Source organism: Lentzea sokolovensis (assembly GCF_033949975.1).
Classification (GTDB): domain Bacteria; phylum Actinomycetota; class Actinomycetes; order Mycobacteriales; family Pseudonocardiaceae; genus Lentzea; species Lentzea sokolovensis.
This window is the reverse complement of sequence record NZ_JAXAVU010000004.1, coordinates 340397-361621: the sequence shown is the minus strand read 5'-3', so window position 1 is coordinate 361621 and position 21225 is coordinate 340397. Positions and strand designations below refer to the sequence as shown.

Here is a 21225-nt window from a genome sequence, read left to right as displayed (position 1 = left end):
GAAGACTCCCTTCAGCGGCAGGCTGGGAACGCCTAGCCTTGATCACGTGTTGATCGGCGTGAACGTCCCCAACTTCGGCCCCGGCACCAGCCCGGCCGTGCTGCGCGACTGGGCGCGGACGGTGGAAGGCCTGGGCTTCGACCTGCTCATGGTGTCCGACCACGTCGTCGTGACCCCCGACGTCGCGGAGCGGTACCCGGCCCCGTTCTACGACCCGTTCACGACGCTGGCGTGGCTCGCCGGCGTCACGGAACGGATCACCCTCGGCACGACCGTGCTGATCGCGCCGTACCGGCACCCGCTGCTGGTCGCGCGGATGGCGGCCAATCTGGCGGAGTTGAGCGGCGGCCGGTTCGTGCTCGGCGTCGGGGTCGGCTGGGCGCGGCAGGAGTTCGAGGCACTGGGCGTCGACTTCCGCCGTCGCGGCAAGCTCACCGACGAGCTGATCACGACGGTGCGCGAGGCGTGGTCCGACGAGGGCTATCGCGCCGGGGACATCCCGATCTGGGTGGGCGGGGACAGCGACGCCGGTCTGCGGCGCGCGGTCCGGCTCGGCGACGCCTGGCACCCGCTGCGGCAGACGCCGGACGGGTGGCAGGAGTCGCTGACACGACTGCGGAAGGTCGCGGTGGAGGAAGACCGGCCGCTGCCCGACCTGGCGCCGCGCATCCTGCTGCGGCTGACCGACCGGCCGCTCGACGACCGCAGGCTGGGGGAGGGCACGCTGGAGCAGGTCGTCGGCGACCTCGAACGACTGCGCGCGGACGGCGCGAAGGCCGTGGTCCTGGACCCGTTCCTCGGTGATCCGGAGGAGACTCGGCGTCCGGAAGCGGCGTGGCACGCGCTGGCCGCGGTGCGAAAGGAGATGCGGTGAACGAGGAACACGTGCGCAGGGCGATCGCGCTGGCGGCGGAGGCGAGGGCCGGAGGGAATCCGCCGTTCGGGTCGCTGCTGGTCGGTCCGGACGGGTCGGTGCTGGCGGAGGAACGCAACTCCTGCCTGACCGACGACGACATCACGGCCCACCCCGAACTGAAGCTGGCCCGCTGGGCGGCCCAGAAGCTGGACCCGGCCACCGCCGCCGGCACCACGATGTACACGAGCTGCGAACCGTGCGGGATGTGCGCCGGAGCGCTGGCCCGGTCGGGCATCGGGCACGTGGTGTTCGCGCTGTCGGGCAGTCAGCTGAACATGCTGAAGACCTCCGGCGGTTTCGCCGACGTGCCGACCGACGGACCGCACCTGTTCGAGGAGGCGTGGATCCCGGTCAAGGGCTACTACCCCTGAGGGATCAGCACGATCCTGCCGAACACCTCGCCCGCGTCCATCTTCCGGTGCGCGAGCGCGGCCTGCGTCAACGGCAGCTGTTCGTGCACCACCACCCGCAGTTCGCCGCGCGCGGCCGCGGCGAACTGCTCGGCCCGCACCACTCGTCCGTCCGATTCGGACACGGTGGAGGCGCTGAACGTCGCGAACGACAGCGACTTCTGGAACGCGCCCATCATCCGGGTGCCGAAGTCGTCCGGCGGCTGGCCCGCGACGGCACCGACCACGACCATGCGCCCGTTCGGGTTGAGCCTGCCGAAGAACGACGGCAGGTCCGGCCCGGCCACGACGTCGATGATGACGTCGTAACCGGCCCGGCCGCCCTGACCCGAGCGGTCCAGCACCTCGGTCGCCCCGAGCGCGCGCAGCCGTTCGCCTCGCGCGGCCGAGGACGTGGTGACCGCGACCGCGCCCGCGCCACCCAGTGCCGCCAGCTGGACCGTCATGATCCCGAGGCTCCCCGACGCGCCGCGCACCAGCACGGACTCGCCGGGAACGAACCGGCCGTGCGCGAGACCGAAGTGCGCCACGAGACCGGCGCTGCCGAGCGCCACCGCGTCGACCGCGGACAGGGTCACCGGAAGGGCGATGAAGTCCGCGGCGACCGCGTACTCGGCGTACCCACCACCGGTGCCGGTGGCCGCCCACACCCGTCGCCCGATCCAGGACGTGTCCACGTCGTCGCCCGCCGCGATCACCGTGCCCGCGACCTCACCGCCGAGGACATGGCCCTCGCGGAACCCGTAGGCGGCGAGATCACCGCGCCGGATCACCACGTCCACCCCGCCCACGCCGATCGCCTCGACGGCGATCAAGACCTGCCCCCGCACGGGAACGGGGGTGGCGAGGTCGACCACGGCCATCCCCTCCGGGCTGCCGAACTCCTGCACCGCAACAGCTTTCACGAGCGTGAAACTAACGGACGCACCCGTCCGTTTCGCTAAAGTGAGAGCATGCCCGGTCGTTTGTCTCAGACAGTGCGTTCCGACGCGCGGTACAACCGCGAACACATCCTGGACGCGGCGCGCGAGGTGTTCGCCGCGGAAGGCCTGAACGCGCCGATGCGAGAGGTGGCCCGCCGCGCCGGTGTCGGACCGGCGACCCTCTACCGCCACTTCCCGACCAAGGAGATCCTCGCCACCGAGGCGTTCGCCGGCCAGATGCGGACCTGCGAGACCATCGTGGAGGAGGGACTCGCGGATCCCGATCCGTGGCAGGGCTTCTGCTCGGTGATCGAACGGATCTGCGAGCTGCACGCCCGTGACCGGGGCTTCACCGCCGCCTTCACGTCGGCCTTCCCCCACGCCGTGGACTTCACGGAGCGGCGCGAGCGAACGCTCAAGTCGGTCGCGAAGCTGGCCCGCAAGGCCAAGCGGTCCGGTCACCTCCGGCAGGACTTCGTGCTGGACGACCTGATCCTCGTCCTCATGGCCAACAGCGGCATCCACGCGAGCTCACCGGCCACCCGTGCCGCGGCCTCCCGGCGGTTCGCCGAACTCGTGATCAGGGCCTTCCGGACCAGTCCTCAGTAGACGTCACGCGGACCAGCATCTTGCCGATGTTGTCCCCGCGCAGCACGCCGAGGAACGCCTCGACGACGTTCTCGAACCCGTCCACCACGGTCTCGGACGCGCGCACCGTCCCGTTCTGGACGTGCGGGACGAGGAAGCGCTCGAACCGTTCGCGGGCGTCGAGGTGTTCGCGGACCAGAAAGCCTTCCAGCCGCAGGGACTTGAACATGACGTCGGCCAGGTTGCGCGGCGCGGCGGGCGGAGCCGAGCTGTACTGGGCGATCGCGCCCGACCACGCTATCCGGCCGTGCGGGCGCAGCGCGTCGATCGCGGCGGCGAGGTGGTCGCCGCCGACGTTGTCGAGGTAGACGTCGATGCCGTCCGGCGCGGCCTGCGCGAGCTGTTCGCCGACGGGGCCCGCGCGGTGGTCGAACGCCGCGTCGAAGCCGATCTCCTTCAGATGCGCCACCTTCGCCGCCGACCCGGCGCTGCCGATGATCCGCCCGGCGCCCATCAGCCTGGCGATCTGCCCGGCCGCACTGCCCACTCCTCCCGCGGCGGCGGACACGAACAGGTCCTCGCCCGGCTGCAGCGCGGCGATCCGGGTGAGCCCGACGAATGCCGTCAGACCCGTGCCACCCAGCACACCGAGGTACGCGCTCAGCGGTACGCCCTCGGCCTGATGCACGCGCCGAACCTCCCCGGCGCCTGCCACCGCGTGCGTCGACCACCCGCCGCGGTGGAACACCGTTGTGCCGACGGGGAGTTCCGGTGCCCGGGACTCGACGACCCGGCCGATCGCCCTGCCTTCCGTGCCGGCCTCGCCGGTGTTCATCAGCTGCCGCATGTACGGGTCGACCGACAGGTGGACGTTCTCGACCAGCACCTGTCCGTCGGCGAGTGGGGGCAGGGACTCCGTCACGACGGTGAAGTCCTCCGCGCTGGGCGTGCCCCGCGGGCGGCGCACCTGACGGACGGCGAGGAATGTGCTCATGCGGAGAACGTAGGGACGGCAGGGCCTGGCGCGGCAGAGGGCGAAGTCGATCGATCCCGCCGTTCCATGAACCGCGCTCATGGATAGTGGACTCGTGGACCTGAGCCCTTCCGACCTGCGCCTGCTCGTCGCCGTGGAGCACACCGGCAGCTTCACCGCCGCAGGACGCGAGGTCGGCCTCTCGCAGTCCGCGGTGTCGCACGCCGTGCGGGAGTGCGAACGTCGCGTGGGAGCCGTCCTGTTCGAACGCGGCAGGCGAGGCGCGAGCCCGACACCGGCCGGTGAACGAGCACTCGTGCACGCACGCCAGATCCTGCGCCAGCTGGAACTGCTGCGCACCGAGGCGCGCGACGCGGCGGCCGGATCGGTCACCGGCACGGTGCGCATCGCGGCGTTCCGCACCGCCGCCGCGCACCTCCTGCCGCCCGCGCTCGACCGCCTGACCACCCGGTTCCCCGGGCTGAAACCGCAGGTCCTGGTCGTGCCCGAACTGGGCCGCGGCGCGGCGGGCGAGGTCGCGGACGGCCGCGCCGACCTGGCCATCGCCACCCTGGACGACCACGCCGAACTCCCCGGCCTGCACCACGGCGACCTGCTGACCGAGCCGTACCTGCTGGTGCACCCGGCCGGGCACCCGCGGCCGCGCACGCTGCCGTTGCTCGACTGGCCGGAGAACTGCTCCTCCTACACCCGCACCTGGTGGAGGACGCAGGACTGGCTGCCGTCCAGGAGGCTGGACGTGGCCGACGACAGCGTCGTGCTGTCGATGGTGGCGCAGGGCATCGGCATCGCGGTCCTGCCCCGGCTCACGGTGATCGGTCCTCCGCCGGGGGTGGAGCTCGTCGACCTCGGCCCTGACCGGCCGACGCGCAGGCTGGTCCACGTGACCACGAGTGCGGCCAGGCACTCCCTCGCCGTGCGCGAGCTGATCCGCGAGCTGCGGGCGAGCGCCCACTGAGGCGCACCGTCCAAGCGGTGCACGGACGTCGAGGCGGGGAACGTCGCGAAGATCCAGCTGCGGGACTGCTCCGGCACCCGCGGCAACGCTGGTCGCCTCCACGTGGCCCATCCCACTGCCGCGGTGCTGGCGGGCGGGTGCGAGGTTCCGGAAGGCTCGACCGGGACCGGTGTCCGCGCGTGAGCAGGGGGAGATCCTCGATGAGGACGACGATCGTCGCGTTGCAGTCGAAACAGCCGCTCACCGTCGCACCGTCCGTGGCGTTCCCTCCCGGCGAGTTCGACCTCGTCGTGCTGACGGACGGCGCAGCGGGCGCGGTGCTGCGCGAGGACGTGACCGGCCCGGCGCCCGAGGTGACCGTGCTGGACCGGGAGAAGTGGCTGGAGCAGATCCGCGGCTTCGAGGGGCCGGTCGAGGTCGTGACGAACGACGAGTACTGCCTGGCCGAGTGCGCGCGGCTGCGGGAGGAACTGGGCCTCGCGGCGCGGCATCCGCGCCGGCCGGTCGCCTACCTGGACAAGGTCGTGATGAAGCGGCTGCTCGCGGCCGATGGGGTGCGGGTGCCGAGGTTCCACGCCTTCGAGCCCGTCGTCACCGCGGAAGCGGCCGAGTTGTTGCTCGAGGAGATCGGCCTGCCGGCGGTGGCGAAACCGCGGCAGGAGGCGAACTCGCGCGGCATCACGTTCCTGCACACGCCGCAGGACCTGAGTGACTGGCTGGCGGAGCACGACGGCGAGCCGGGCTGGCAGGTCGACGAGTTCGTCGACGGCACGCTGCACCACGTCAACGCGCTGGTGCGGGACGGCGAGATCACCCCGGTGCAGGTGGGCCGATACCTGGGACCGCTGGTCGGCGTGCACTCCGGGCGCACCCTCGGTGGTGCCACCGAACAGGAGTCGGAGTTCACCGAGGCCGCGCACGAGATGAACGAACGCGTTGTGCGCGCGTTGGGCAGTGAGGGAAGTTTCGTGGTGCACACCGAGTTCGCGGTGAACACCGACGGCGAGATGGTGGTGCTGGAGGTCGCCGGACGGGCACCGGGCGCGCTGGTGTCGGAGCTGGCGCTGCTGCACGCCGGGGTGCAGCTGGAGGTGGCGAACCTGCGGATGCAGGCCGGGCTGCCGGTGCCGGAACCGGTCGCGCAGGACCTGCAGGCCGCCTGGCTGTGGCCGGCGGTCATGCCGGGCACGAGGTTCCACGAGCCGGGCCCGGACCTCAACGGCCTGGCGAGCGGGCACGAGGTCCACGTCCGCCGGGCCGCCAGGGAGGGGAACGAAACCGACGGTGGACTGATCGGCGCCTCGGTGCTGCTGTGGCACCGTGACCCCGCCCGGCTCGCCGAGGACGTCGTGGCCGTTGGCGACATGGCCTGGTTCGCCTGAGACTGGACCGGTACGCAGACGATCGGGGGAGAGAGCGTGTCCATTTCGGAGTTGTCCACAGGGGACCGTGCGGCGGTCGGCCACTTCGACTTCAGCCGGGCCGAATGGGCGCGGTTGCGGCAGTCCACGCCGATGACGCTGACCGAGGAGGAGCTGACCGATCTCCAGGGCCTCAACGAGGAGCTGTCGGTCGAGGAGATCACCGAGGTCTACCTGCCGCTGTCCAGGTTGCTGAACCTGTACGTGGTCGCGACGCAGGGCCTGCACCACGTGGCGAACGACTTCCTGGGCCGTGAGCCGGTGAAGGCGCCGTACGTCATCGGGATCGCGGGCAGCGTCGCGGTCGGCAAGAGCACCACGGCACGCGTGCTCAGGGCGTTGCTGTCGCGGTGGGAGAACCATCCCGAGGTCGCCCTGGTGACCACGGACGGCTTCCTGCACCCGAACGCGGTGCTGAAGGAGCGCGGCCTGATGGACCGCAAGGGTTTCCCGGAGAGCTACGACGTGCGCCGGCTGATCCGGTTCCTGGACGAGATCACCTCCGGCCGCGACGACGTCGAGGTGCCGAAGTACTCGCACCTGGTCTACGACGTGCTGCCCGACGTGGAGAGGATCTCGACGCCGGACATCCTCATCGTCGAGGGCCTGAACGTGCTGCAGACGTGGACCGGTCGCGCCGAGGACGCGCCGTCGGTGTTCGTGGCCGACTTCCTGGACTTCACGATCTACCTCGACGCCGGGCACGACCTGATCAGGAAGTGGTACGTCGACCGGTTCCTCACCTTGCGCCGCACCGCCTTCCGCGACCCCGCCTCCTACTTCCGCAAGTACGCGGAACTGTCGGTGCCGGACGCGCGCAGGACCGCACTCGACATCTGGGACCGGATCAACAGCCCGAACCTCGTGCGCAACATCGCGCCCACGCGGTCACGGGCCCACCTCGTGCTGCAGAAGGGCCCTGACCACCGGGTGGACCGGGTCCGGTTGCGGAAGCTGTAGCTCAGCTCGCCCGGCGCAGCGGCGCCCCGGCGTCGTGCAGGTGGCGCAGCACCTCGGCGTAGGAGCGGACCATGGTGGTCTTGCTGTACGGGATGCCGTGCCGGGCGCAGAAGTCCTCGACGACGGGCTGCGCGCGGCGCAGGTTGGGGCGCGGCATGTGCGGGTAGAGGTGGTGCTCGATCTGGTGGTTCAGGCCGCCGAGCAGCGCGTCGACCCAGAGGCCGCCGGTGACGTTGCGCGAGGTGAGCACCTGCTTGTGGAGGTGGTCGAGGCGCTGGCCCTCGGCGATGATCGGCATTCCCTTGTGGTTGGGCGCGAACGAGCAGCCCAGGTAGACGCCCATCAGGCCCTGGTGCACCGCGATGAACACGAGTGCCTTCACGGGCGACAGGACGATGAACGCCGCCGCGAGGTAGGCGGCGAGTGGCAGGAGCTGGAGGGCGGCCTCGCGCCAGGGGTTGCGCAGTTCCTTGCGGCACAGGGCCACCAGGCCGGAGATCCGCAGCACGGCCGCCTCGGCGAGCAGCAGCGGGAAGAACAGGAACGCCTGGTTGCGGGTGATCCAGCGGTACACACCGCGTTTGGTCTCGGCCTGGGCGCGGCTGAAGGCGAGGGCGTGGATCTCGATGTCCGGATCCTGGTCCTCGTGGTTGGGGTTCGCGTGGTGGCGGTTGTGCTTGGCTACCCACCACTGGTAGCTGATCCCGGTGAGGCTGCCGTGCAGGTGCCCGACCACGTTGTTGTTGCGGTGACTGCGGAAGATCTGCCGGTGTCCCGCGTCGTGCCCGATGAAGGCGAGCTGGGTCGAGGCCACGGCCAGCGCGACCGCCGTGATGACCTGCCACCAGGAGTCGCCAACCCACACGAACGCCACGGCGATCGCGGCGAGCGCCAGCGCGTTGATGGACATCCGCAGCAGGTAGTAGCCGCGCCGGCGGTCCAGCAGGCCGGCCGCCTTGAGCTCCTTGGTGAGCCGGGCGAAGTCACTGCCGGGCTGTCGTTCCGCTGTCGAGGTCGGGATGGTGTGCGTCGTGGTCATGTACCTGCTCCGGGTCGAGGTGCTGCGGGGAGGCTCGGACATGCCGAAGGCGGGAATGAACGCACAGCGGTGATGTTCGCGGAGGGTCCGGCGGCGAACCTCCCGTGCGGAGCTTCGAACGCACGGGCTATCTCCTTTGTACCCTGTCCTCGCGCACTTCACTCACCAGCAGGGCCGCGGCTTGCTCACTCTCGTCAGGCCGGCGATCTCCGGCGATCGGGCGTTGACCTGCTCGGCGATGTCGGAGAGCAACTGGCCGGTGTTGCGGGCGTAGGTCCGCATGAGGGCGAAGGCGTCCGCGACGCCGATCTCCAGCTGTTCGGTCAGCACCCCTTTGGCCTGTTCGATCGCGACGCGGCCGGCCAGCGCGGTCCGCAGTTGCTCGGCGACGCCGTGGTCCTGCCGGACCGCCCGCACCTGCAGGAGGCTGATCGTCGCGACGTTCGCGAGCGACTGCGCCAGGGTCGCCGTCTCCGGCGGGAGTGCGCCGGGTGAGGTCCGGAACAGCTTCAGCGAGCCGATGACCTCCGCGCGCAGTCGCATCGGGAACGCGTCGACCGCTGCCCAGCGGGAAGCCCCGCCGCTCTGGACCTGCTCAGGAGAACTCACCCGGTCGCTGGACGTGGCCACCAGTCGGAGCACGCCCTGGTGGTCGGCGAGCAGGATCCCCGCCGAGTCCACGCCGAGCAGGTCCACGCACCGTTCCGCCAGGACGTGCAGGAACTCGATGCCGTCGAACCGTTCCACGAGCGTGTCGGCCAGCTCGAGGAACGTCTGTGCCACGCGATGGTTCGACACTTGCGTCACCTCGTGATTTCACTGTTGCTACTGGGTGACCGCAGGGGCCGGGCGGTGTTTTCATCGTAGTACCAGGTCAACGGGCGTCAAACCTTCTGGTCGACTTTTTCTGTGCTGTCAGCCGGGTGCCGGGAAGCCGACTGAGAATTGTGCCTCCAAACGGCTGAGCAGCGCTGACGTGCACGTGTAAGGGGCAGGTAAATACTTCGAGTTATTTCGGTTGATCAGACTGCTTGGCGTGTAGTGTCGAATTCGTCGAGAACTTCTCGCACCTGAGCGGTCAAGCTCAAGTCGTGCTCGGCAAAACCAGAACCGGCCGTTTTTCGGTCGGAGACGGGAGTCTCGGCATGATGTCGGCTCCGCACCTTTCCCACGCCCCACCGGCCATGAAGGCCAGCGAGCAGCCTCGGTGTCCGCTGCGATTGCGGTTGCGGCCGAAGGCGCCCACCACGGGGCACGTGGACGGTGCTTGGTGGCCACGTACCCGGGACCTCGCCGCCGAGCTGCCGGCACTGCTCGCGGTGCTGGCGGTTCGGCTGGGCGACATCCCGCGGGTGAGCTACAACCTGACCGAATGGGACAGCGCCCCGCGTCAGATCGCGGTCGGCGGGGTCCGGGTCCGCCTCAGCGGGTTCTGGTCCAGGCCCGAGCACACCGTGGACGTCGTCGCGGCTGACCGAAGCCGGACCACGTTGCTGCTCGTGCCGCCCGACGCCGACCCGTTCGCCGCTCACCAGGCCATGATGCGCGCTGCTCTGCGCGACAACACCGACTCCGTCGAGACCCTGCTCCGCGCCCGCAAGTCCACTGTGGACGTCATCAGACAGGAGACGCGAGGATTCTGATGACCACGTCGCCACGCGCTTCGGACGACTGTTCGGAGCGCATTCGTTGACCTCGCACCGCGACAACGGCCGCGAGGAGGCGCAACCGGCGCGGGCACCCCGAATGCTCCGCGTCGGTTGCGCGTTCACCTACCGCGCCGAAGTGCCCACACCGGCGGTGTTCCTGGTGCGCCCGGACCGCCAGGGTGACGTGAAAGTCAGCTGTGAGCGCATGTCCGTGGAGCCGGACACCCCGGTGCGGCACTACTTCGACCTCTACGGAAACTGGCTGGCGCGCCTGGTGCTGCCGCCCGGACTGTCCACGGTGAACTACAGCGCGTGGGCCGAGGTTCCCGACGACACCGAGGCCGTCGACGAGACCGTGCCGGAGGCGTTGCCCGACGATCTTCCCGACGACGTGCTGCTGTACACGCTGCCCAGCCGCTACTGCGTGTCCGACGTGCTCGGGGACGAGGCCTGGTCGAGGTTCGGCGCCCATCCTCCCGGCTACGGCCGGGTCCGGGAGATCTGCCGGTACGTCCACGAGACGCTCAGCTTCCGCTACGGCGCCTCCACCGCGCTGTCCACGGCGGCCGACGTCAACGCCGCGGGGTTCGGGGTCTGCCGCGACTTCACGCACCTGGCGATCTCGTTCTGCCGCGCCCTCAACATTCCCGCCCGCTACGTCTTCGGCTACCTGCCGGATCTCGACGTGCCGCCCGACGGCGCGCCGATGGACTTCGCGGCGTGGATGGAGGTCTGGCTGGAGGACCGCTGGTGGACCTTCGACCCGCGCAACAACATGCCGCGCAAGGGACGTGTGGTGGTCGGCCACGGCAGGGACGCTGCGGACGTCGCCATGGTCACCACGTTCGGTGGTCCGGTGCTGGAGTCCATGGTCGTGCGCGCGGAGGAGGAGATCAGTCCCGCGCGCGGGTGACGCTCGTCCCGACTACGGCCGCGGGTGCCGGGTCGCCGGCCTCGCCTCGGTGACGGCCGTCAGCGCGGCCACGTCGATCGTGCCGGCGATGACGTCCGCCGCCACGGTGCTGAGGTAGTCGTTGTGGCTTCGCGCGTACCGGCGCAGCGTCTCGAACGCCGTGCTGATGTCGATCTGGAGCCGCTCGGCCAGCACACCCTTGGCCTGTTCGATCAGGACCCTGCTCTGCAACGCGCGCTGCAACTGTCCGGCGAGCAGTTCGCGATGGCTGATGACCTGGGCCTGGAGCAGGCCGATGGTGGCGACGTCCGCCATCGCCTGAGCGACCCGCAGCGTCGGCTCGCTCAGCGCGCCCTCCTCGACGCTGAACAGGTTCAACGCCCCGACGGTCTGCTCGCGCAACCGCATCGGCAGGGCGTGCAGCGCGCCGAACCCGGCGTCCTTCGCCACCGCGGAGAACTCCGGCCACCGCTGGGGCGCTTCGGTGAAGCCGGCGACCGTCACCGGCTCACCAGTGAGGTAGCACTCCATGCACGGACCCTGCCGGTGCTGGAGCTCGAAGAGCTCGATCAGCCGGGCGCGGTCGCTGGAGGCACCGACCACCTGCAGTTCGCCGTGGTGGTCGACGAGAAGGATGCCGGCCGCGTCCACCTCCAGCGTGGCGACGCACCGGTCGGCCAGCAGATGCATGAACTCGACCGGGTCGAAGTCGGCGACCAGCGTGTCGGCCAGCTCGACGAACGTCTCTGCCAGATTCTCCAGGAACATGGGAGTCACCTCTGTAGGTCTTCTCGCCGGGGAGGGGGCGTGATCATCGGGGATCGGACCTGCTCTCCGGGCGCAGTCGCAGGCGTCGGCCGACGATGTCGCGGGCCACGTCGACGACCGGCTGGTCATGAGCGAACGCGTGAGCGCGAAGCCGCACCAGGGCTTCGTCCAAGCTCACCCCCATCTGGACGGACAGCATTCCGGTGGCCTGGTGCACCTCGGCACGGCTGAGCGGCATGCCGTCCGGCGGAAGGACCTCGGCGTCGAGGTGGGCGATGGTCAGTTCGTCGAGGAGCAGCGACATGATGACGTCGGCCACGACGTGCGCGTCGAGGATCTGCTCCTGGGTCAGCGGGCCGGGGCTCGTCCGGTGCAGCACCAGCGCACCGATCCGGATGGCGCCGCTGCGCAGCGGGAACACGAAGACCGCTCTGGCGCCGACGGCGACGGCGGCCCGCACGTACAACGGCCAGCGCTGGTCGTTGTCCCACGAGTCCAGGTCACCGGCGAGCACCGGCGTGCCGGAGCGGATCGAGTCCTCGCACGGTCCTTCGCCGAGGGTGAAGCGCAGGTTCTCGAGCTGGGCGCCGATGTCGTTCGTCGCGTAGCGGGACTCGCCACGGCCGGTGCCGTTCATCAGGGTCAGCTGCGCGCCGGTCACCCCGATCAGTGACACACACGCCTCACAGGCGGCCTCGCAGGACGTCGCCACGCCTCTCGCCGCCGCTTCGCCGGCGAGATGCGCCAGCACCTTTGCCAGTCGCTCACCGCTCACCGACTCCGCCTTCCGTTGTGCGGAAGCATCCCACGCGAGGGTGCGCACCGCGGAAGGGGCCGCGCCCGTTCACGCCGCCGAGACGGCGTCGATCCGGTCGGCCAGTTTCCGCGCCCCGCAGTGGCCGCGGTGGCGTCGCGCGTGCGAGACGAGTGGCCGGAAGCGGTCGCGCACGCGGGCGGAGCCGATCGGCCCCGACGACGCCAGCGCGCGCAGCCCGGCGTCCACGCCCGCGTCGAGGTCGCCCTCGATCAGATGACTGGTGGACAAGGAGATCAGGCCGAGTGTGCGGCTGCGGGCCATGCCCTCGTCGTAGCCGTCGATCGCGCTGGTGAGCAGCGCGACGGCCGTCTGCGCGTAGTGCCGGCCCGCGGTGACCGCCAGGTCCGTGTGCACGGCCCCGGCGAGCCCGGACAGGTCGGCCGGGGTGAAGAACTCCGCCCAGCCGGCCACGCCCGTGCGGCTCGCGGCGTCGAACTGCGCCCGGCCGCGGTCGAGCAGCGCGCGGGCAGTGTGCTCGGCGCCCTTCTTCGCGCACGCCCAGGCCGCGTTGCCCGACAGCAGGCCGGCCGCGAGTCCGTCGCCGGAGCGGGAGGCCGCGAGCTGACCGAGGTCGAAGTACCGCAGCGCCTCGTCGAAGTGCCCGTGGTGCAGGAAGACGCGGCCAAGCCGATAGCACACGTTGGCGGTGAGCTCGTCCGCGCGGGCGAGCGCGGCCAGCGCCAGGGCGTGGCAGAAGTGGTTCTGCGCGTTGTCGACCAGGCCGGCGTCGAAGCACACCCAGCCCGCCAGGTTCCGCAGGTCCGCCACGGCGACGTGCAGCCGTTGCCGGACCTGCTCCGGTGCGGGCGCGGTGAGCAGCGGGAGGTTCTCACGCAGGCACAGGCGGACGCCGTCGAGACAGGGCTCGCCCCCGCTGCGGTAGTCGAGTTCGCGCAACGCGCGGGTGGCTTCTTCCAGACGCGTGACCTCGGACAGGCCGATCATGACGGGGGCACCTCACACCGGAGTCGGTTGCGAGCGGGCACCGCCGAGGTCCGGAGCGGCCGGGGCGTCACCGATTCTAGCGTAAGCTGTACCCACCGAGGGCATGTCGTGCAGCAGCGGTCAAGCTGGTGCCGCCTTGGGCGCACCAGGAAGCCCGGCCGTCTGGCTGGAGGCGGGAGCGCCGAGTTGAGCTCGGATCTGCTCTGCATCAAAGAACTTCTCGCGGAAAGCGGTCGATGCTGACCAGTGCCGCGCACCTCAGTCTCGGCGTCATCGCACTGTCGCGCAAGGAGAACGAGCACCGGCTCGCGATCCATCCGCTGCACCTCGACCGGATCGACGCTGATCTGCGTGAGCGCGTCTTCCTCGAACGCGGCTACGGCGAGCGCTTCGGTGTCTCCGACGAACAACTTTCGTTGTCCGTGGCGGGATTGCGCACCCGCGAAGAGCTGATCGCGGAGTGCGACGTCATTCTGCTGCCCAAACCTCTCGCCGAGGACGTCGCGGAGCTGCGCGAAGGCCAGGTGCTGTGGGGCTGGCCCCACTGCGTGCAGGACGCGAAACTCACCCAGCTGGCCATCGAACGGCGGCTGACGCTGATCGCGTTCGAGGCCATGAACCACTGGACCACCGACGGTTCGTTCGGTCTGCACGTGTTCCACAAGAACAACGAGCTGGCCGGGTACTGCTCGGTGCTGCACGCCCTGCAGATCGCCGGCTCGACCGGTGACTACGGCAGGAGGCTGACCGCCGCCGTCATCGGATTCGGTGCCACCGCACGAGGTGCCGTCACGGCGCTCAAAGCGCACGGCGTGCACGAGGTCAACATCCTCACCAATCGCGGCGTCACCGCGGTCGGCTCACCGATCCACTCGGCGCGGATGGTCCACTTCGACCACGACGACGAAGACCCGCGGCGCAGCCACGCGCTGACCGACGAGGGGCGGGTCCCGCTCGCCGGTTACCTCGCGCAGCACGACATCATCGTCAACTGCGTGCTGCAGGACCCGGACAAGCCGCTGACGTTCCTCATCGACGACGACCTGCCCACCCTGCCGCCCGGCACCCTCGTCATCGACGTGTCGTGCGACCGGGGGATGGGCTTCAGCTGGGCCCGCCCCACCTCGTTCGCCGAGCCGTCGTTCGTGGTGGGCGACCACGTCGTGCACTACGGGGTCGACCACAGCCCGTCGTACCTGTGGAACTCGGCGACCTGGGAGATCAGCGAGGCGCTGCTCCCGCACCTGCGCACCGTCCTCACGGGCGCCTGGGACGCCGGGGAGACCATCCGGCGCGCCATCGAGATCCGCGACGGCGTCATCCAGAACCCCGGAATCCTCACGTTCCAGCATCGTTCATCGGAGTATCCGCATGACCACGTCTGAGCCCCTGACCACCACCACCGATCCCCTCGCCGTCCTCACCTGTGACGTGTGCCCCCACCCGTGGCACGAGCACGACCCGCTGGGAGTGCGGTACTGCAACGCCACGGCGGCGTCCGCACTGCCCAGAGGATGCATCTGCTCCTGACTCCGACCGGTTCAGGGCTCGAGACCGGTCACCGCCGCGCCAGCGGCGACGTCGAACGGCACCGAGACCTGATCGTGCGTGACCAGCCAGTGCCCGCCGATCCTGCGGAAGCAGAACGTCGCCCGCACCCACATCCCGGCTACCGGCACGCCGTTCTTCAGCGTGCCGTGCAGCCGTCCGAAGCCGTGCGCGAACGCGACGTTCTCGTCCGCCGTCACCGCCAGATCGCGAACCTCGTACCGCACGTCCTGGAAGAACGCGAACGCCTTGGCCCAGTTCGCGAGCTTCGCCTCGATGCCGGCGTGCCGCAACGGCGGCTCGACGTCGAACGACACGACATCGTCCGAGTAGAGCTGCCGCAGCCCGTCCAGATCCTTGGCCTCGATGCCTTCGACGATCCTCTTGATGTGCTGCGCGATCGCGTCCATCGTCTGTCCTTTGTGCACGGTCATGCCACGGCCACCGGGGAACCGGCGCGCAGCGGGAGAAGGGAAGTGCTCCAGGCGACGACCTGGTCCAGCGTCCGGTCCAGGGCGGCGGTGTGGTGTTCGCCCGGCGCCAGCACCGCGAAGTTCTCGAACTCGGTCGCCAGCGACAACGTCACCTGTGACGACACGTCCGCCATCTCCAGCGCCCCGCACATCAACCGCAACTGCTCGACCGCGCGGGCGCCGCCGACCCCGCCGTACGAGACGAACCCGACCGCCTTGTCTCGCCACTCCGCGCGCAGGAAGTCGATCGCGTTCATCAGCACCCCCGGCGCCGAGTGGTTGTACTCGGGCGTGACCACGACGAACCCGTCGAACGAGGCGATCGTCTCCGCCCACGCCCTGGTGTGCGGGTGCTCGTACTCGCCGGGCAGTTCGTCCAGGTGCGGCAACGGATGCGCGAGCAGGTCGACCACCTCGAACTCCGCGTCCGCGCGCAGCCGCGCCCGTTGCTCCACCCATCGGGCCACCTGCTCGCCCCGGCGACCCGGCCGGGTGCTGCCGAGGACGATGCCGATCCTGATCATCGGTCTCCTTCGTTCGCGTGTCGCTTCCGAGTGCTACGACGACACGACCCCGGGAAACGTCAGGCCTGACGTTCCGGCGCGCTGTCTCGTCAGACTGGGTGAAGCCACGAACGGACGGGAGCACCGGTGACCGACGCGATTCTCGGCGAGCGCCGCCATCTGATCAACCTCGGCTACCGGCTGCTGGGCTCCCTCGCGGAGGCCGAGGACGCCGTCCAGGAGGCCTACGCCCGCTGGTACGCGTTGTCCGGGTCGAAGCAGGACGAGATCGCCTCTCCCGGCGCCTGGCTCACCACCGTCACCAGCCGCATCTGCCTGGACCTGCTGGGGTCGGCCCGCGCCCGCCGCGAACGCTATGTCGGCGAATGGATTCCCGAGCCGCTGCCCGATCCCACCGAGGGGACCACCGCGGACCCGGCCGACCGCGTCACCCTGGACGAGTCGGTCAGCATGGCGTTCCTCGTCGCGCTCGAATCGATGACGCCTGCCCAGCGCGTCGCGCTCGTCCTGCACGACGTGTTCCGCTACTCGTTCAGCGAGGTCGCCGAGATCACCGGCCGCACCCCGGCCGCGTGCCGTGAACTGGCCTCCGCAGCCCGCCGCCGCGTCAGCACGTCCGTGCCGCCCGCCGCGGTGGCCGTCCGTCACGCCGGCGTGGTCCGCGACTTCAAGCACGCCTGGGAGGCCCGGGACATCCCCGCCCTGGTCGGGTTGCTGGACCCCGGCGCGACCTTCACGGCGGACGGGGGCGGCCTGGTCACCACCGTGCTCGACCCGATCGAGGGCGGGGACCTGATCGCCCAGTTCGTCGTCGCCGTCGCCACCAGGGTTCCCGGCGACTTCACGATCACCGAGCGCACCGTCAACGGCAGGCCCGGTCTGCTGATCGAGAACGACGGCGTGACGTCGTCGGTCTACGCGTTCGACATCGCCGGCGACCGGATCACCCGCATCTGGGCCGTCCGCAACCCCGAGAAGCTCCGCGCCTGGCAGGCCATCTCCGAGAGGTGATCATCACGGGTTGTAGATGTAGCGGTACACGATCCTTCGGTGGATTCCGAACTCATAGGCGATCTGTTCGACGGTGTGCTTCCGATTGCCGTCGTCGTCGACCTCGTCGTGCATCTGCCGGAGGATGCGGATCTGGGTCGGGCCGAGGCTCGCGTCCTGGATGCTGATCAGGTGTCGCATGATGACCGTCCAGCCCAGCACGCAGACCAGCACGAGCGAGTAGGTGCTGAGCACCACCTCGGTCTGCACCTGGAAGAGCTTCATGACGACGGAACTGCCGCACACCAGGACGATCAGGAACGTGACCGCTGCCAGCGACCTGATGCTGGGATATCGAGGATGCTTGCCTGTCGGGATCGGTAACTGTGGTTCGCCGCCCTGCGGATCCTGGTGTGCCGGTGGTTCCTCCTCCGGGAGTTCCGGCTCCTCCTTGAGAGCCGAGGGCGCGTCTTCCTCGGGTGCTTCCTCCTTGCTGTCCCTTCTCTCCTGTTCCTTGAGACGGCTCCACACTTTGAGCCACAGCTGTGCCTCGTCCGGCGACACGTCGCACACCTTGAGGAACAGCTGCAACCTCTTGCGACTGGGGAGGGTCTCGCTGTTGAGCATCACCTGTGCCGTGCTGCGAGGGAGACCGCCGCGGGCGAGCGCGGCGATCTGGGCGTAGGACAGCCTCAAACTGTTCCGCAGAGCGTTCAGCTGCTCCAAGAACATCCGCGCGTTCGTCGCGTCCTCGGCGGAACGCACGGCCAGCGACAGGCGGGGTCTGGCGACCGGGAGTTCTGTGGATGTGGACTGCGCTTTGGTCATGTCGCTCGGCCCCCGATCACAGGCGGAGCGACGAGCCGGTCGTCGTCGAACAGTTCGTCGGTGACCACTGCGTAGCGATCAAAGTGTTCCTTGTCCTGTGGCCAGATGGGATGCCGTTTCCTGATCCAGGTCGCCACGCAGGCACCAGCGATCGACTGCAACGCGCAGATCGCTTCTCCCGGCATGCCGAGCACCGTCAACAAGATCGTGCCGGCCACGCTCGTCATTACACTTACCGCGAACCATCTCAGCGTGTGCCACAACAAGTTCCATTGGCGTGGAATTCGCTTGTGGAGCGTTGGCCAGGTCGCCGGCGGTGGCGGCGTGACCACCACCTTCGGCGCAGGAGCCAGCCGAGGCTGGCGCGGCAGCTGTGGTTGCTCCACCTTCTTGGGGGCTTTCATGTCCCGGACGCGTTCGAACTCCCGGACCCACAGCTGGTGCTCGCGGTGTGAGACTCCGCAGGCGTAGAGAAACGCGTACAGCCACTGCTGCGATGGAAGCTTCGTTCTCGTGAGCACGACCTGGGCGCTGCTGCGAGAGATACCTGACCGAGGACCAGCTTTACGAGCCAGGCGTTCGTAGGAGAGATCGAGTTCGGTGCGAAGTTCGTTCATCAAGCGGACGAACTCGGCAGGTGACGACGCGGACACCGCGGCGAGCACTGCTTTCGACAGCGGCAGTGCCTTGGCGTCGGACAGTACAACGGTGCCCTCGGCGCCGTGAGTGTCCACGGCGCCGAGGGTCTCGGTCGACTTCTCCGTCACGCTAGCGAGCCAGCGTGACCTGCGGCCAGGTCCGTGCGGGACGGCCGAATCCATGCCCGACCTGAACGGACAGAACGCCAAGACCTGCCGCGAGCGCCAGGCAAGTCGTCGCGTCGTAGCCCCTGCCGAGCAACACGAGCACGAACACGAGCAGCAACGCGAGGACTGCGGTGCGTGCCAGCTGGGTGGGGAATGGGACGCACTCCAGCGAACGGTGTGTCCGTGGAATTTGCGGGGTTCTCATAGTGCGGTTCTCCCTCTCGACTCGACGTGCAGATGGCCCGGACGAAGAAGCTCGCTCCTGCGCCGCTGGTGAATGACTCTCATCCGGTTGGTGCCGGAGGAGGAAGCGGGGCGGGCGGGCTGTGATCCTGCTGCACCAATGATGGGGTGCATGAGGCGCCTGACCACGTAGGACAGCCGTCCAGAATTGCCGTCCAGTCGCTTGGAGGACGCTACTTTCACGCAGTCTTCGCAGATCAAGCCCACTTTGGCCGTCCAGGACGAAGTTGTGGGCGTCCAGGACGGTCCGGCCGGGCTGGCGCGCCGTCAACGCTTGGGCATACCGTTGAGTGGCTGAACAGCGACCAGGTTCGGTTCTCGACGTCGACGTCCGTTGGCCCGGACACGTTCGAGGTGGGGGCGGGCTCCTGTTGGTGCAGGAATCCGCCCTTCTGGCCGTCCAGGCGGATGTCCAGGATGGATTGCGTGAAGACCCATCAATGAGAAGCGTTGCCCAGGGCCTCGCGCAGTTGATTGTGAGAGGGTCGGCCGATGGTGAGCTTCAGCCATCCTGACGACCTGACCGGCGCCGCGTTCATCGACGTGAGCCTGCGGGGCGCGCGGTTCACGCGGTCGGACCTGTCCGGTGCGGTCATGCGGGCGGTCGACATCGCCGGTGCCGACATCGACGCGCCGTGGCTGCTCGGCGGCGAGAACGCGCTGCTGGTCAACGGGGTCGACGTCGCGCCGTTCGTGGAGGCCGAGCTCAACCGGCGCTTTCCCGGACGAGGGGAGCGGCGGGCGAAGGATCCGGACGGGCTGCGTGCGGCCTGGGCCAAGGCCGAAACCGCGTGGGCCGCCGCGCTGGAGAGAGTCGCCGGAATGCCGCCGGGCACCCAGGACGTCTCGGTGGACGGCGAGTGGTCGTTCGCGCAGACGGTCCGCCATCTGATCATGGCGACGGACACCTGGCTGGGCGGGCCGATCCTGGGCCGCGAGAAGACCTATCACCCGCTGGGCCTGCCGAACGCCGAGTACGAGACCGACGGGTACGACCTGTCCGTCTTCGCGCCGGGCACCCCGCCGTACGCCGAGGTGCTGGAGGCGCGGGCCGGTCGGGTGGCGATGGTGCGCGAGTTCCTGGCCGGGGTGACCGCGGCCGACCTGGCCGTGACACGCAGCAACCCGTGGGCGCCGGAACATCCGGAATCCACCCTGTCCTGCCTGCACACGATCCTGGAGGAGGAGTGGGAGCACCTGCGCTACGCCACTCGCGACCTCGACGTCATCGCGGCACGCCCTTAGCCCTGCGAACTTTCTTGAGCGGTTCCGCGTGGGTCTGACCTGCGGTTTTTTCGCCTTGCCGGTGGGTGTCCGTCGCTGACGGGCCTTGTGCCGGGCGTCCGCTCGTGCCTATATTTGCCGAAACAAGACTATGTAAGCGCTTACATTACCGAGCGTGACATGTAAGCGCTTACATCTCGATCAACGACGACGAGGGCGGCAGGCAGCGCTATGGCGAAGCAGCACCCAGCCTCTGCGGAGGCCCGGTCCGCTGGAGCGACGATCTACTCGGTCGCCGACCACGCCGGCGTGTCGATCGCCACCGTCTCGCGGGTGCTCCAGGGCGCGACGGTCGTGGCCGAGGCCACCCGGCAGAAGGTGCTCACCGCCGTCGAGGAGCTCGGCTACGTGCCGACCGGTGCGGCCCGCAGTCTCGCCGTGCGGCACCACGAGGCGCATGGGCTCGTGCTGCCGGAGCTGTCCGGTCCCTACTACGCCGAACTGCTGATGGGCTTCGAGGCGCGTGCCGCCGAGCTCGCGCAGTCCGTGGTGCTCGTGCTCACCAACAGCCGCACCGACATGGCCGCGGCGGTGCGGCAGCTGGCGACCAGGGTCGACGCCATCGCTGTGTTCGGGTCGGCGGCGATTCCGGCCGACCTGGTGCGGTTGCTGCGCGCGAAGAAGCCGGTCGTCGTCATCGCGGGCGAACCGCAGGACGGCATCGAGGCGGTCGCGGCGGAGAACCGGGAGAGCGCGCGGGAGCTGGCCGGGCACGTGCTCGACCACGGCCGGCGGCGGGCGCTCTTCGTCGGCGACCCGGACAGCGGTCCCGACATCCGCAACCGGTACGCGGGCTACCTCGCCGCGCACCGGGACCGTGGTCTCAAGGCGGCCGAACCCGTCCTGGCCCGGCTGTCCGAGGCCGACGGCACCGCCTTCGCACAGCGGTTGCTGGCCGGTGAGCACGAGGCGGACGCCCTGATGTGCGCCAACGACGAGCTGGCGTTGTCGATCATGACCACGCTGCAGGACGCCGGTCGGGACGTGCCCGGCGACCTCGCCGTCGTGGGCTGGGACGACGTCATGACCGCGCGGTACGTGCGGCCGGGGCTGACCACCGTGCGCCAGCCCGTGCACGAACTGGGCGCGCTGGCCGCGGATCGCCTGCACGAACTCGTGGGCGGCGAGTCACCGCGAACCTACGCCCAAATGCTGCCGACGCGGCTGGTGGTGCGCACCTCGTGCGGCTGCCTGCCCGTCACCTGATTCACCACCGTCTATTCGAGAC

The 21225-nt window shown here is 69.6% G+C and carries 25 protein-coding genes; 13 read left to right on the top strand and 12 right to left on the bottom strand.

The window, feature by feature from the left end:
- Positions 1 to 46: 46 nt before the first annotated feature.
- The gene (locus tag SK854_RS07190) at positions 47 to 874 is read left to right on the top strand and encodes an LLM class flavin-dependent oxidoreductase (protein ID WP_319974201.1); all 828 of its coding nucleotides are present in this window, start codon (positions 47 to 49) and stop codon (positions 872 to 874) included.
- Positions 871 to 1287, top strand: coding sequence for a nucleoside deaminase (locus SK854_RS07185; RefSeq protein WP_319974200.1), 417 nt, complete (start codon positions 871 to 873; stop codon positions 1285 to 1287). The genes SK854_RS07190 and SK854_RS07185 overlap by 4 nt, the downstream gene beginning before the upstream one ends.
- Here the strand turns inward: SK854_RS07185 and SK854_RS07180 are convergent.
- Complete coding sequence (locus tag SK854_RS07180; RefSeq protein WP_319974199.1) at positions 1278 to 2231, bottom strand: zinc-binding dehydrogenase; 954 nt, start codon at positions 2229 to 2231, stop codon at positions 1278 to 1280. The genes SK854_RS07185 and SK854_RS07180 overlap by 10 nt on opposite strands.
- Positions 2232 to 2279: 48 nt before the next feature.
- Here SK854_RS07180 and SK854_RS07175 point away from each other — a divergent pair, with 48 nt between their 5' ends.
- Positions 2280 to 2858, top strand: coding sequence for a TetR/AcrR family transcriptional regulator (locus SK854_RS07175; protein ID WP_319974198.1), 579 nt, complete (start codon positions 2280 to 2282; stop codon positions 2856 to 2858).
- On the opposite strand, the gene SK854_RS07170 is transcribed toward SK854_RS07175, so the two are convergent.
- Positions 2830 to 3831 carry an NADP-dependent oxidoreductase gene (locus SK854_RS07170; protein WP_319974197.1) on the bottom strand — a complete coding sequence of 334 codons (1002 nt, stop codon included), beginning with the start codon at positions 3829 to 3831 and terminating at the stop codon, positions 2830 to 2832. The genes SK854_RS07175 and SK854_RS07170 overlap by 29 nt on opposite strands.
- Before the next feature lie 94 nt (positions 3832 to 3925).
- Between SK854_RS07170 and SK854_RS07165 the strand changes: the two genes are divergently transcribed.
- The 3 genes from SK854_RS07165 to coaA all read left to right on the top strand — a co-directional run bounded on the left by SK854_RS07165 (position 3926) and on the right by coaA (position 7170).
- A complete protein-coding gene (locus SK854_RS07165; protein WP_319974196.1) occupies positions 3926 to 4789 on the top strand; it encodes a LysR family transcriptional regulator in 864 nt (287 codons plus the stop codon).
- A 200-nt stretch (positions 4790 to 4989) separates the two neighbouring features.
- Positions 4990 to 6171: an ATP-grasp domain-containing protein gene (locus SK854_RS07160; protein ID WP_319974195.1), complete on the top strand. Its 1182-nt coding sequence runs from the start codon at positions 4990 to 4992 to the stop codon at positions 6169 to 6171.
- Between the two features lie 36 nt (positions 6172 to 6207).
- Positions 6208 to 7170 carry a type I pantothenate kinase gene (gene coaA / locus SK854_RS07155; RefSeq protein WP_319974194.1) on the top strand — a complete coding sequence of 321 codons (963 nt, stop codon included), beginning with the start codon at positions 6208 to 6210 and terminating at the stop codon, positions 7168 to 7170.
- A 1-nt stretch (position 7171) separates the two neighbouring features.
- Here the strand turns inward: coaA and SK854_RS07150 are convergent, their stop codons facing one another.
- Together SK854_RS07150 and SK854_RS07145 are read right to left on the bottom strand one after the other, a co-directional pair.
- Positions 7172 to 8209 carry a fatty acid desaturase family protein gene (locus tag SK854_RS07150; RefSeq protein WP_319974193.1) on the bottom strand — a complete coding sequence of 346 codons (1038 nt, stop codon included), beginning with the start codon at positions 8207 to 8209 and terminating at the stop codon, positions 7172 to 7174.
- A 162-nt stretch (positions 8210 to 8371) separates the two neighbouring features.
- Positions 8372 to 9007, bottom strand: a complete 636-nt coding sequence (locus SK854_RS07145) for an ANTAR domain-containing protein (RefSeq protein ID WP_319974192.1) — start codon at positions 9005 to 9007, stop codon at positions 8372 to 8374.
- Between the two features lie 347 nt (positions 9008 to 9354).
- Between SK854_RS07145 and SK854_RS07140 the strand changes: the two genes are divergently transcribed.
- Together SK854_RS07140 and SK854_RS07135 are read left to right on the top strand one after the other, a co-directional pair.
- Positions 9355 to 9852, top strand: coding sequence for a DUF5994 family protein (locus SK854_RS07140; RefSeq protein ID WP_406601738.1), 498 nt, complete (start codon positions 9355 to 9357; stop codon positions 9850 to 9852).
- A gap of 46 nt (positions 9853 to 9898) precedes the next feature.
- Positions 9899 to 10771, top strand: coding sequence for a transglutaminase-like domain-containing protein (locus tag SK854_RS07135; protein ID WP_319974191.1), 873 nt, complete (start codon positions 9899 to 9901; stop codon positions 10769 to 10771).
- Positions 10772 to 10783: 12 nt separating this feature from the next.
- On the opposite strand, the gene SK854_RS07130 is transcribed toward SK854_RS07135, so the two are convergent.
- The 3 genes from SK854_RS07130 to SK854_RS07120 all read right to left on the bottom strand — a co-directional run bounded on the left by SK854_RS07130 (position 10784) and on the right by SK854_RS07120 (position 13301).
- Complete coding sequence (locus SK854_RS07130) at positions 10784 to 11539, bottom strand: GAF and ANTAR domain-containing protein (protein ID WP_319974190.1); 756 nt, start codon at positions 11537 to 11539, stop codon at positions 10784 to 10786.
- 43 nt (positions 11540 to 11582) lie between these two features.
- Positions 11583 to 12314, bottom strand: coding sequence for a GAF and ANTAR domain-containing protein (locus tag SK854_RS07125; RefSeq protein WP_319974189.1), 732 nt, complete (start codon positions 12312 to 12314; stop codon positions 11583 to 11585).
- 69 nt (positions 12315 to 12383) lie between these two features.
- Positions 12384 to 13301: a hypothetical protein gene (locus SK854_RS07120; protein ID WP_319974188.1), complete on the bottom strand. Its 918-nt coding sequence runs from the start codon at positions 13299 to 13301 to the stop codon at positions 12384 to 12386.
- A gap of 236 nt (positions 13302 to 13537) precedes the next feature.
- Here SK854_RS07120 and SK854_RS07115 point away from each other — a divergent pair, with 236 nt between their 5' ends.
- On the top strand, positions 13538 to 14686 hold the full coding sequence (locus SK854_RS07115; RefSeq protein ID WP_319974187.1) for a N(5)-(carboxyethyl)ornithine synthase: 1149 nt from the start codon (positions 13538 to 13540) through the stop codon (positions 14684 to 14686).
- Positions 14673 to 14831 carry an RGCVC family protein gene (locus SK854_RS07110; RefSeq protein ID WP_319974186.1) on the top strand — a complete coding sequence of 53 codons (159 nt, stop codon included), beginning with the start codon at positions 14673 to 14675 and terminating at the stop codon, positions 14829 to 14831. Before SK854_RS07115 ends, SK854_RS07110 begins: the two co-directional genes overlap by 14 nt.
- An 11-nt stretch (positions 14832 to 14842) precedes the next feature.
- Here the strand turns inward: SK854_RS07110 and SK854_RS07105 are convergent, their stop codons facing one another.
- Positions 14843 to 15283: a YybH family protein gene (locus tag SK854_RS07105; RefSeq protein WP_319974185.1), complete on the bottom strand. Its 441-nt coding sequence runs from the start codon at positions 15281 to 15283 to the stop codon at positions 14843 to 14845.
- Complete coding sequence (locus SK854_RS07100) at positions 15280 to 15846, bottom strand: NADPH-dependent FMN reductase (protein WP_319974184.1); 567 nt, start codon at positions 15844 to 15846, stop codon at positions 15280 to 15282. The genes SK854_RS07105 and SK854_RS07100 overlap by 4 nt, the downstream gene beginning before the upstream one ends.
- Before the next feature lie 126 nt (positions 15847 to 15972).
- Here SK854_RS07100 and sigJ point away from each other — a divergent pair, with 126 nt between their 5' ends.
- Positions 15973 to 16857, top strand: a complete 885-nt coding sequence (gene sigJ, locus SK854_RS07095; RefSeq protein ID WP_319974183.1) for an RNA polymerase sigma factor SigJ — start codon at positions 15973 to 15975, stop codon at positions 16855 to 16857.
- A gap of 3 nt (positions 16858 to 16860) precedes the next feature.
- Here the strand turns inward: sigJ and SK854_RS07090 are convergent, their stop codons facing one another.
- Genes SK854_RS07090 through SK854_RS07080 form a run of 3 tightly spaced genes read right to left on the bottom strand, consistent with a single transcriptional unit; the run spans position 16861 to position 18675 of the window.
- Positions 16861 to 17664, bottom strand: a complete 804-nt coding sequence (locus SK854_RS07090; protein WP_319974182.1) for a hypothetical protein — start codon at positions 17662 to 17664, stop codon at positions 16861 to 16863.
- Positions 17661 to 18431 (bottom strand): hypothetical protein, encoded by a 771-nt coding sequence (locus SK854_RS07085; protein ID WP_319974181.1) that lies wholly within the window; start codon positions 18429 to 18431, stop codon positions 17661 to 17663. Before SK854_RS07085 ends, SK854_RS07090 begins: the two co-directional genes overlap by 4 nt.
- Before the next feature lies 1 nt (position 18432).
- Positions 18433 to 18675 (bottom strand): hypothetical protein, encoded by a 243-nt coding sequence (locus SK854_RS07080; protein ID WP_319974180.1) that lies wholly within the window; start codon positions 18673 to 18675, stop codon positions 18433 to 18435.
- A gap of 530 nt (positions 18676 to 19205) precedes the next feature.
- On the opposite strand from SK854_RS07080, the gene SK854_RS07075 reads away from it, so the two are divergent.
- Together SK854_RS07075 and SK854_RS07070 are read left to right on the top strand one after the other, a co-directional pair.
- Positions 19206 to 19958 carry a DinB family protein gene (locus SK854_RS07075; RefSeq protein ID WP_319974179.1) on the top strand — a complete coding sequence of 251 codons (753 nt, stop codon included), beginning with the start codon at positions 19206 to 19208 and terminating at the stop codon, positions 19956 to 19958.
- Positions 19959 to 20168: 210 nt separating this feature from the next.
- The gene (locus tag SK854_RS07070) at positions 20169 to 21203 is read left to right on the top strand and encodes a LacI family DNA-binding transcriptional regulator (RefSeq protein ID WP_319974178.1); all 1035 of its coding nucleotides are present in this window, start codon (positions 20169 to 20171) and stop codon (positions 21201 to 21203) included.
- Positions 21204 to 21225 lie beyond the last annotated feature (22 nt).

Bases quoted from the DNA above. Each gene is read 5' to 3' on its own strand.
- SK854_RS07070 (WP_319974178.1), top strand. From the start codon at position 20,169: ATGGCGAAGCAGCACCCAGCCTCTGCGGAGGCCCGGTCCGCTGGAGCG.
- SK854_RS07090 (WP_319974182.1), bottom strand. From the start codon at position 17,664: ATGACCAAAGCGCAGTCCACATCCACAGAACTCCCGGTCGCCAGACCC.
- SK854_RS07105 (WP_319974185.1), bottom strand. From the start codon at position 15,283: ATGACCGTGCACAAAGGACAGACGATGGACGCGATCGCGCAGCACATC.
- SK854_RS07100 (WP_319974184.1), bottom strand. From the start codon at position 15,846: ATGATCAGGATCGGCATCGTCCTCGGCAGCACCCGGCCGGGTCGCCGG.
- SK854_RS07160 (WP_319974195.1), top strand. From the start codon at position 4,990: ATGAGGACGACGATCGTCGCGTTGCAGTCGAAACAGCCGCTCACCGTC.
- SK854_RS07150 (WP_319974193.1), bottom strand. From the start codon at position 8,209: ATGACCACGACGCACACCATCCCGACCTCGACAGCGGAACGACAGCCC.
- SK854_RS07175 (WP_319974198.1), top strand. From the start codon at position 2,280: ATGCCCGGTCGTTTGTCTCAGACAGTGCGTTCCGACGCGCGGTACAAC.
- SK854_RS07120 (WP_319974188.1), bottom strand. From the start codon at position 13,301: ATGATCGGCCTGTCCGAGGTCACGCGTCTGGAAGAAGCCACCCGCGCG.
- SK854_RS07080 (WP_319974180.1), bottom strand. From the start codon at position 18,675: ATGAGAACCCCGCAAATTCCACGGACACACCGTTCGCTGGAGTGCGTC.
- SK854_RS07110 (WP_319974186.1), top strand. From the start codon at position 14,673: ATGACCACGTCTGAGCCCCTGACCACCACCACCGATCCCCTCGCCGTC.
- SK854_RS07140 (WP_406601738.1), top strand. From the start codon at position 9,355: ATGATGTCGGCTCCGCACCTTTCCCACGCCCCACCGGCCATGAAGGCC.
- SK854_RS07130 (WP_319974190.1), bottom strand. From the start codon at position 11,539: ATGTTCCTGGAGAATCTGGCAGAGACGTTCGTCGAGCTGGCCGACACG.
- SK854_RS07075 (WP_319974179.1), top strand. From the start codon at position 19,206: ATGGTGAGCTTCAGCCATCCTGACGACCTGACCGGCGCCGCGTTCATC.
- SK854_RS07115 (WP_319974187.1), top strand. From the start codon at position 13,538: ATGCTGACCAGTGCCGCGCACCTCAGTCTCGGCGTCATCGCACTGTCG.
- SK854_RS07170 (WP_319974197.1), bottom strand. From the start codon at position 3,831: ATGAGCACATTCCTCGCCGTCCGTCAGGTGCGCCGCCCGCGGGGCACG.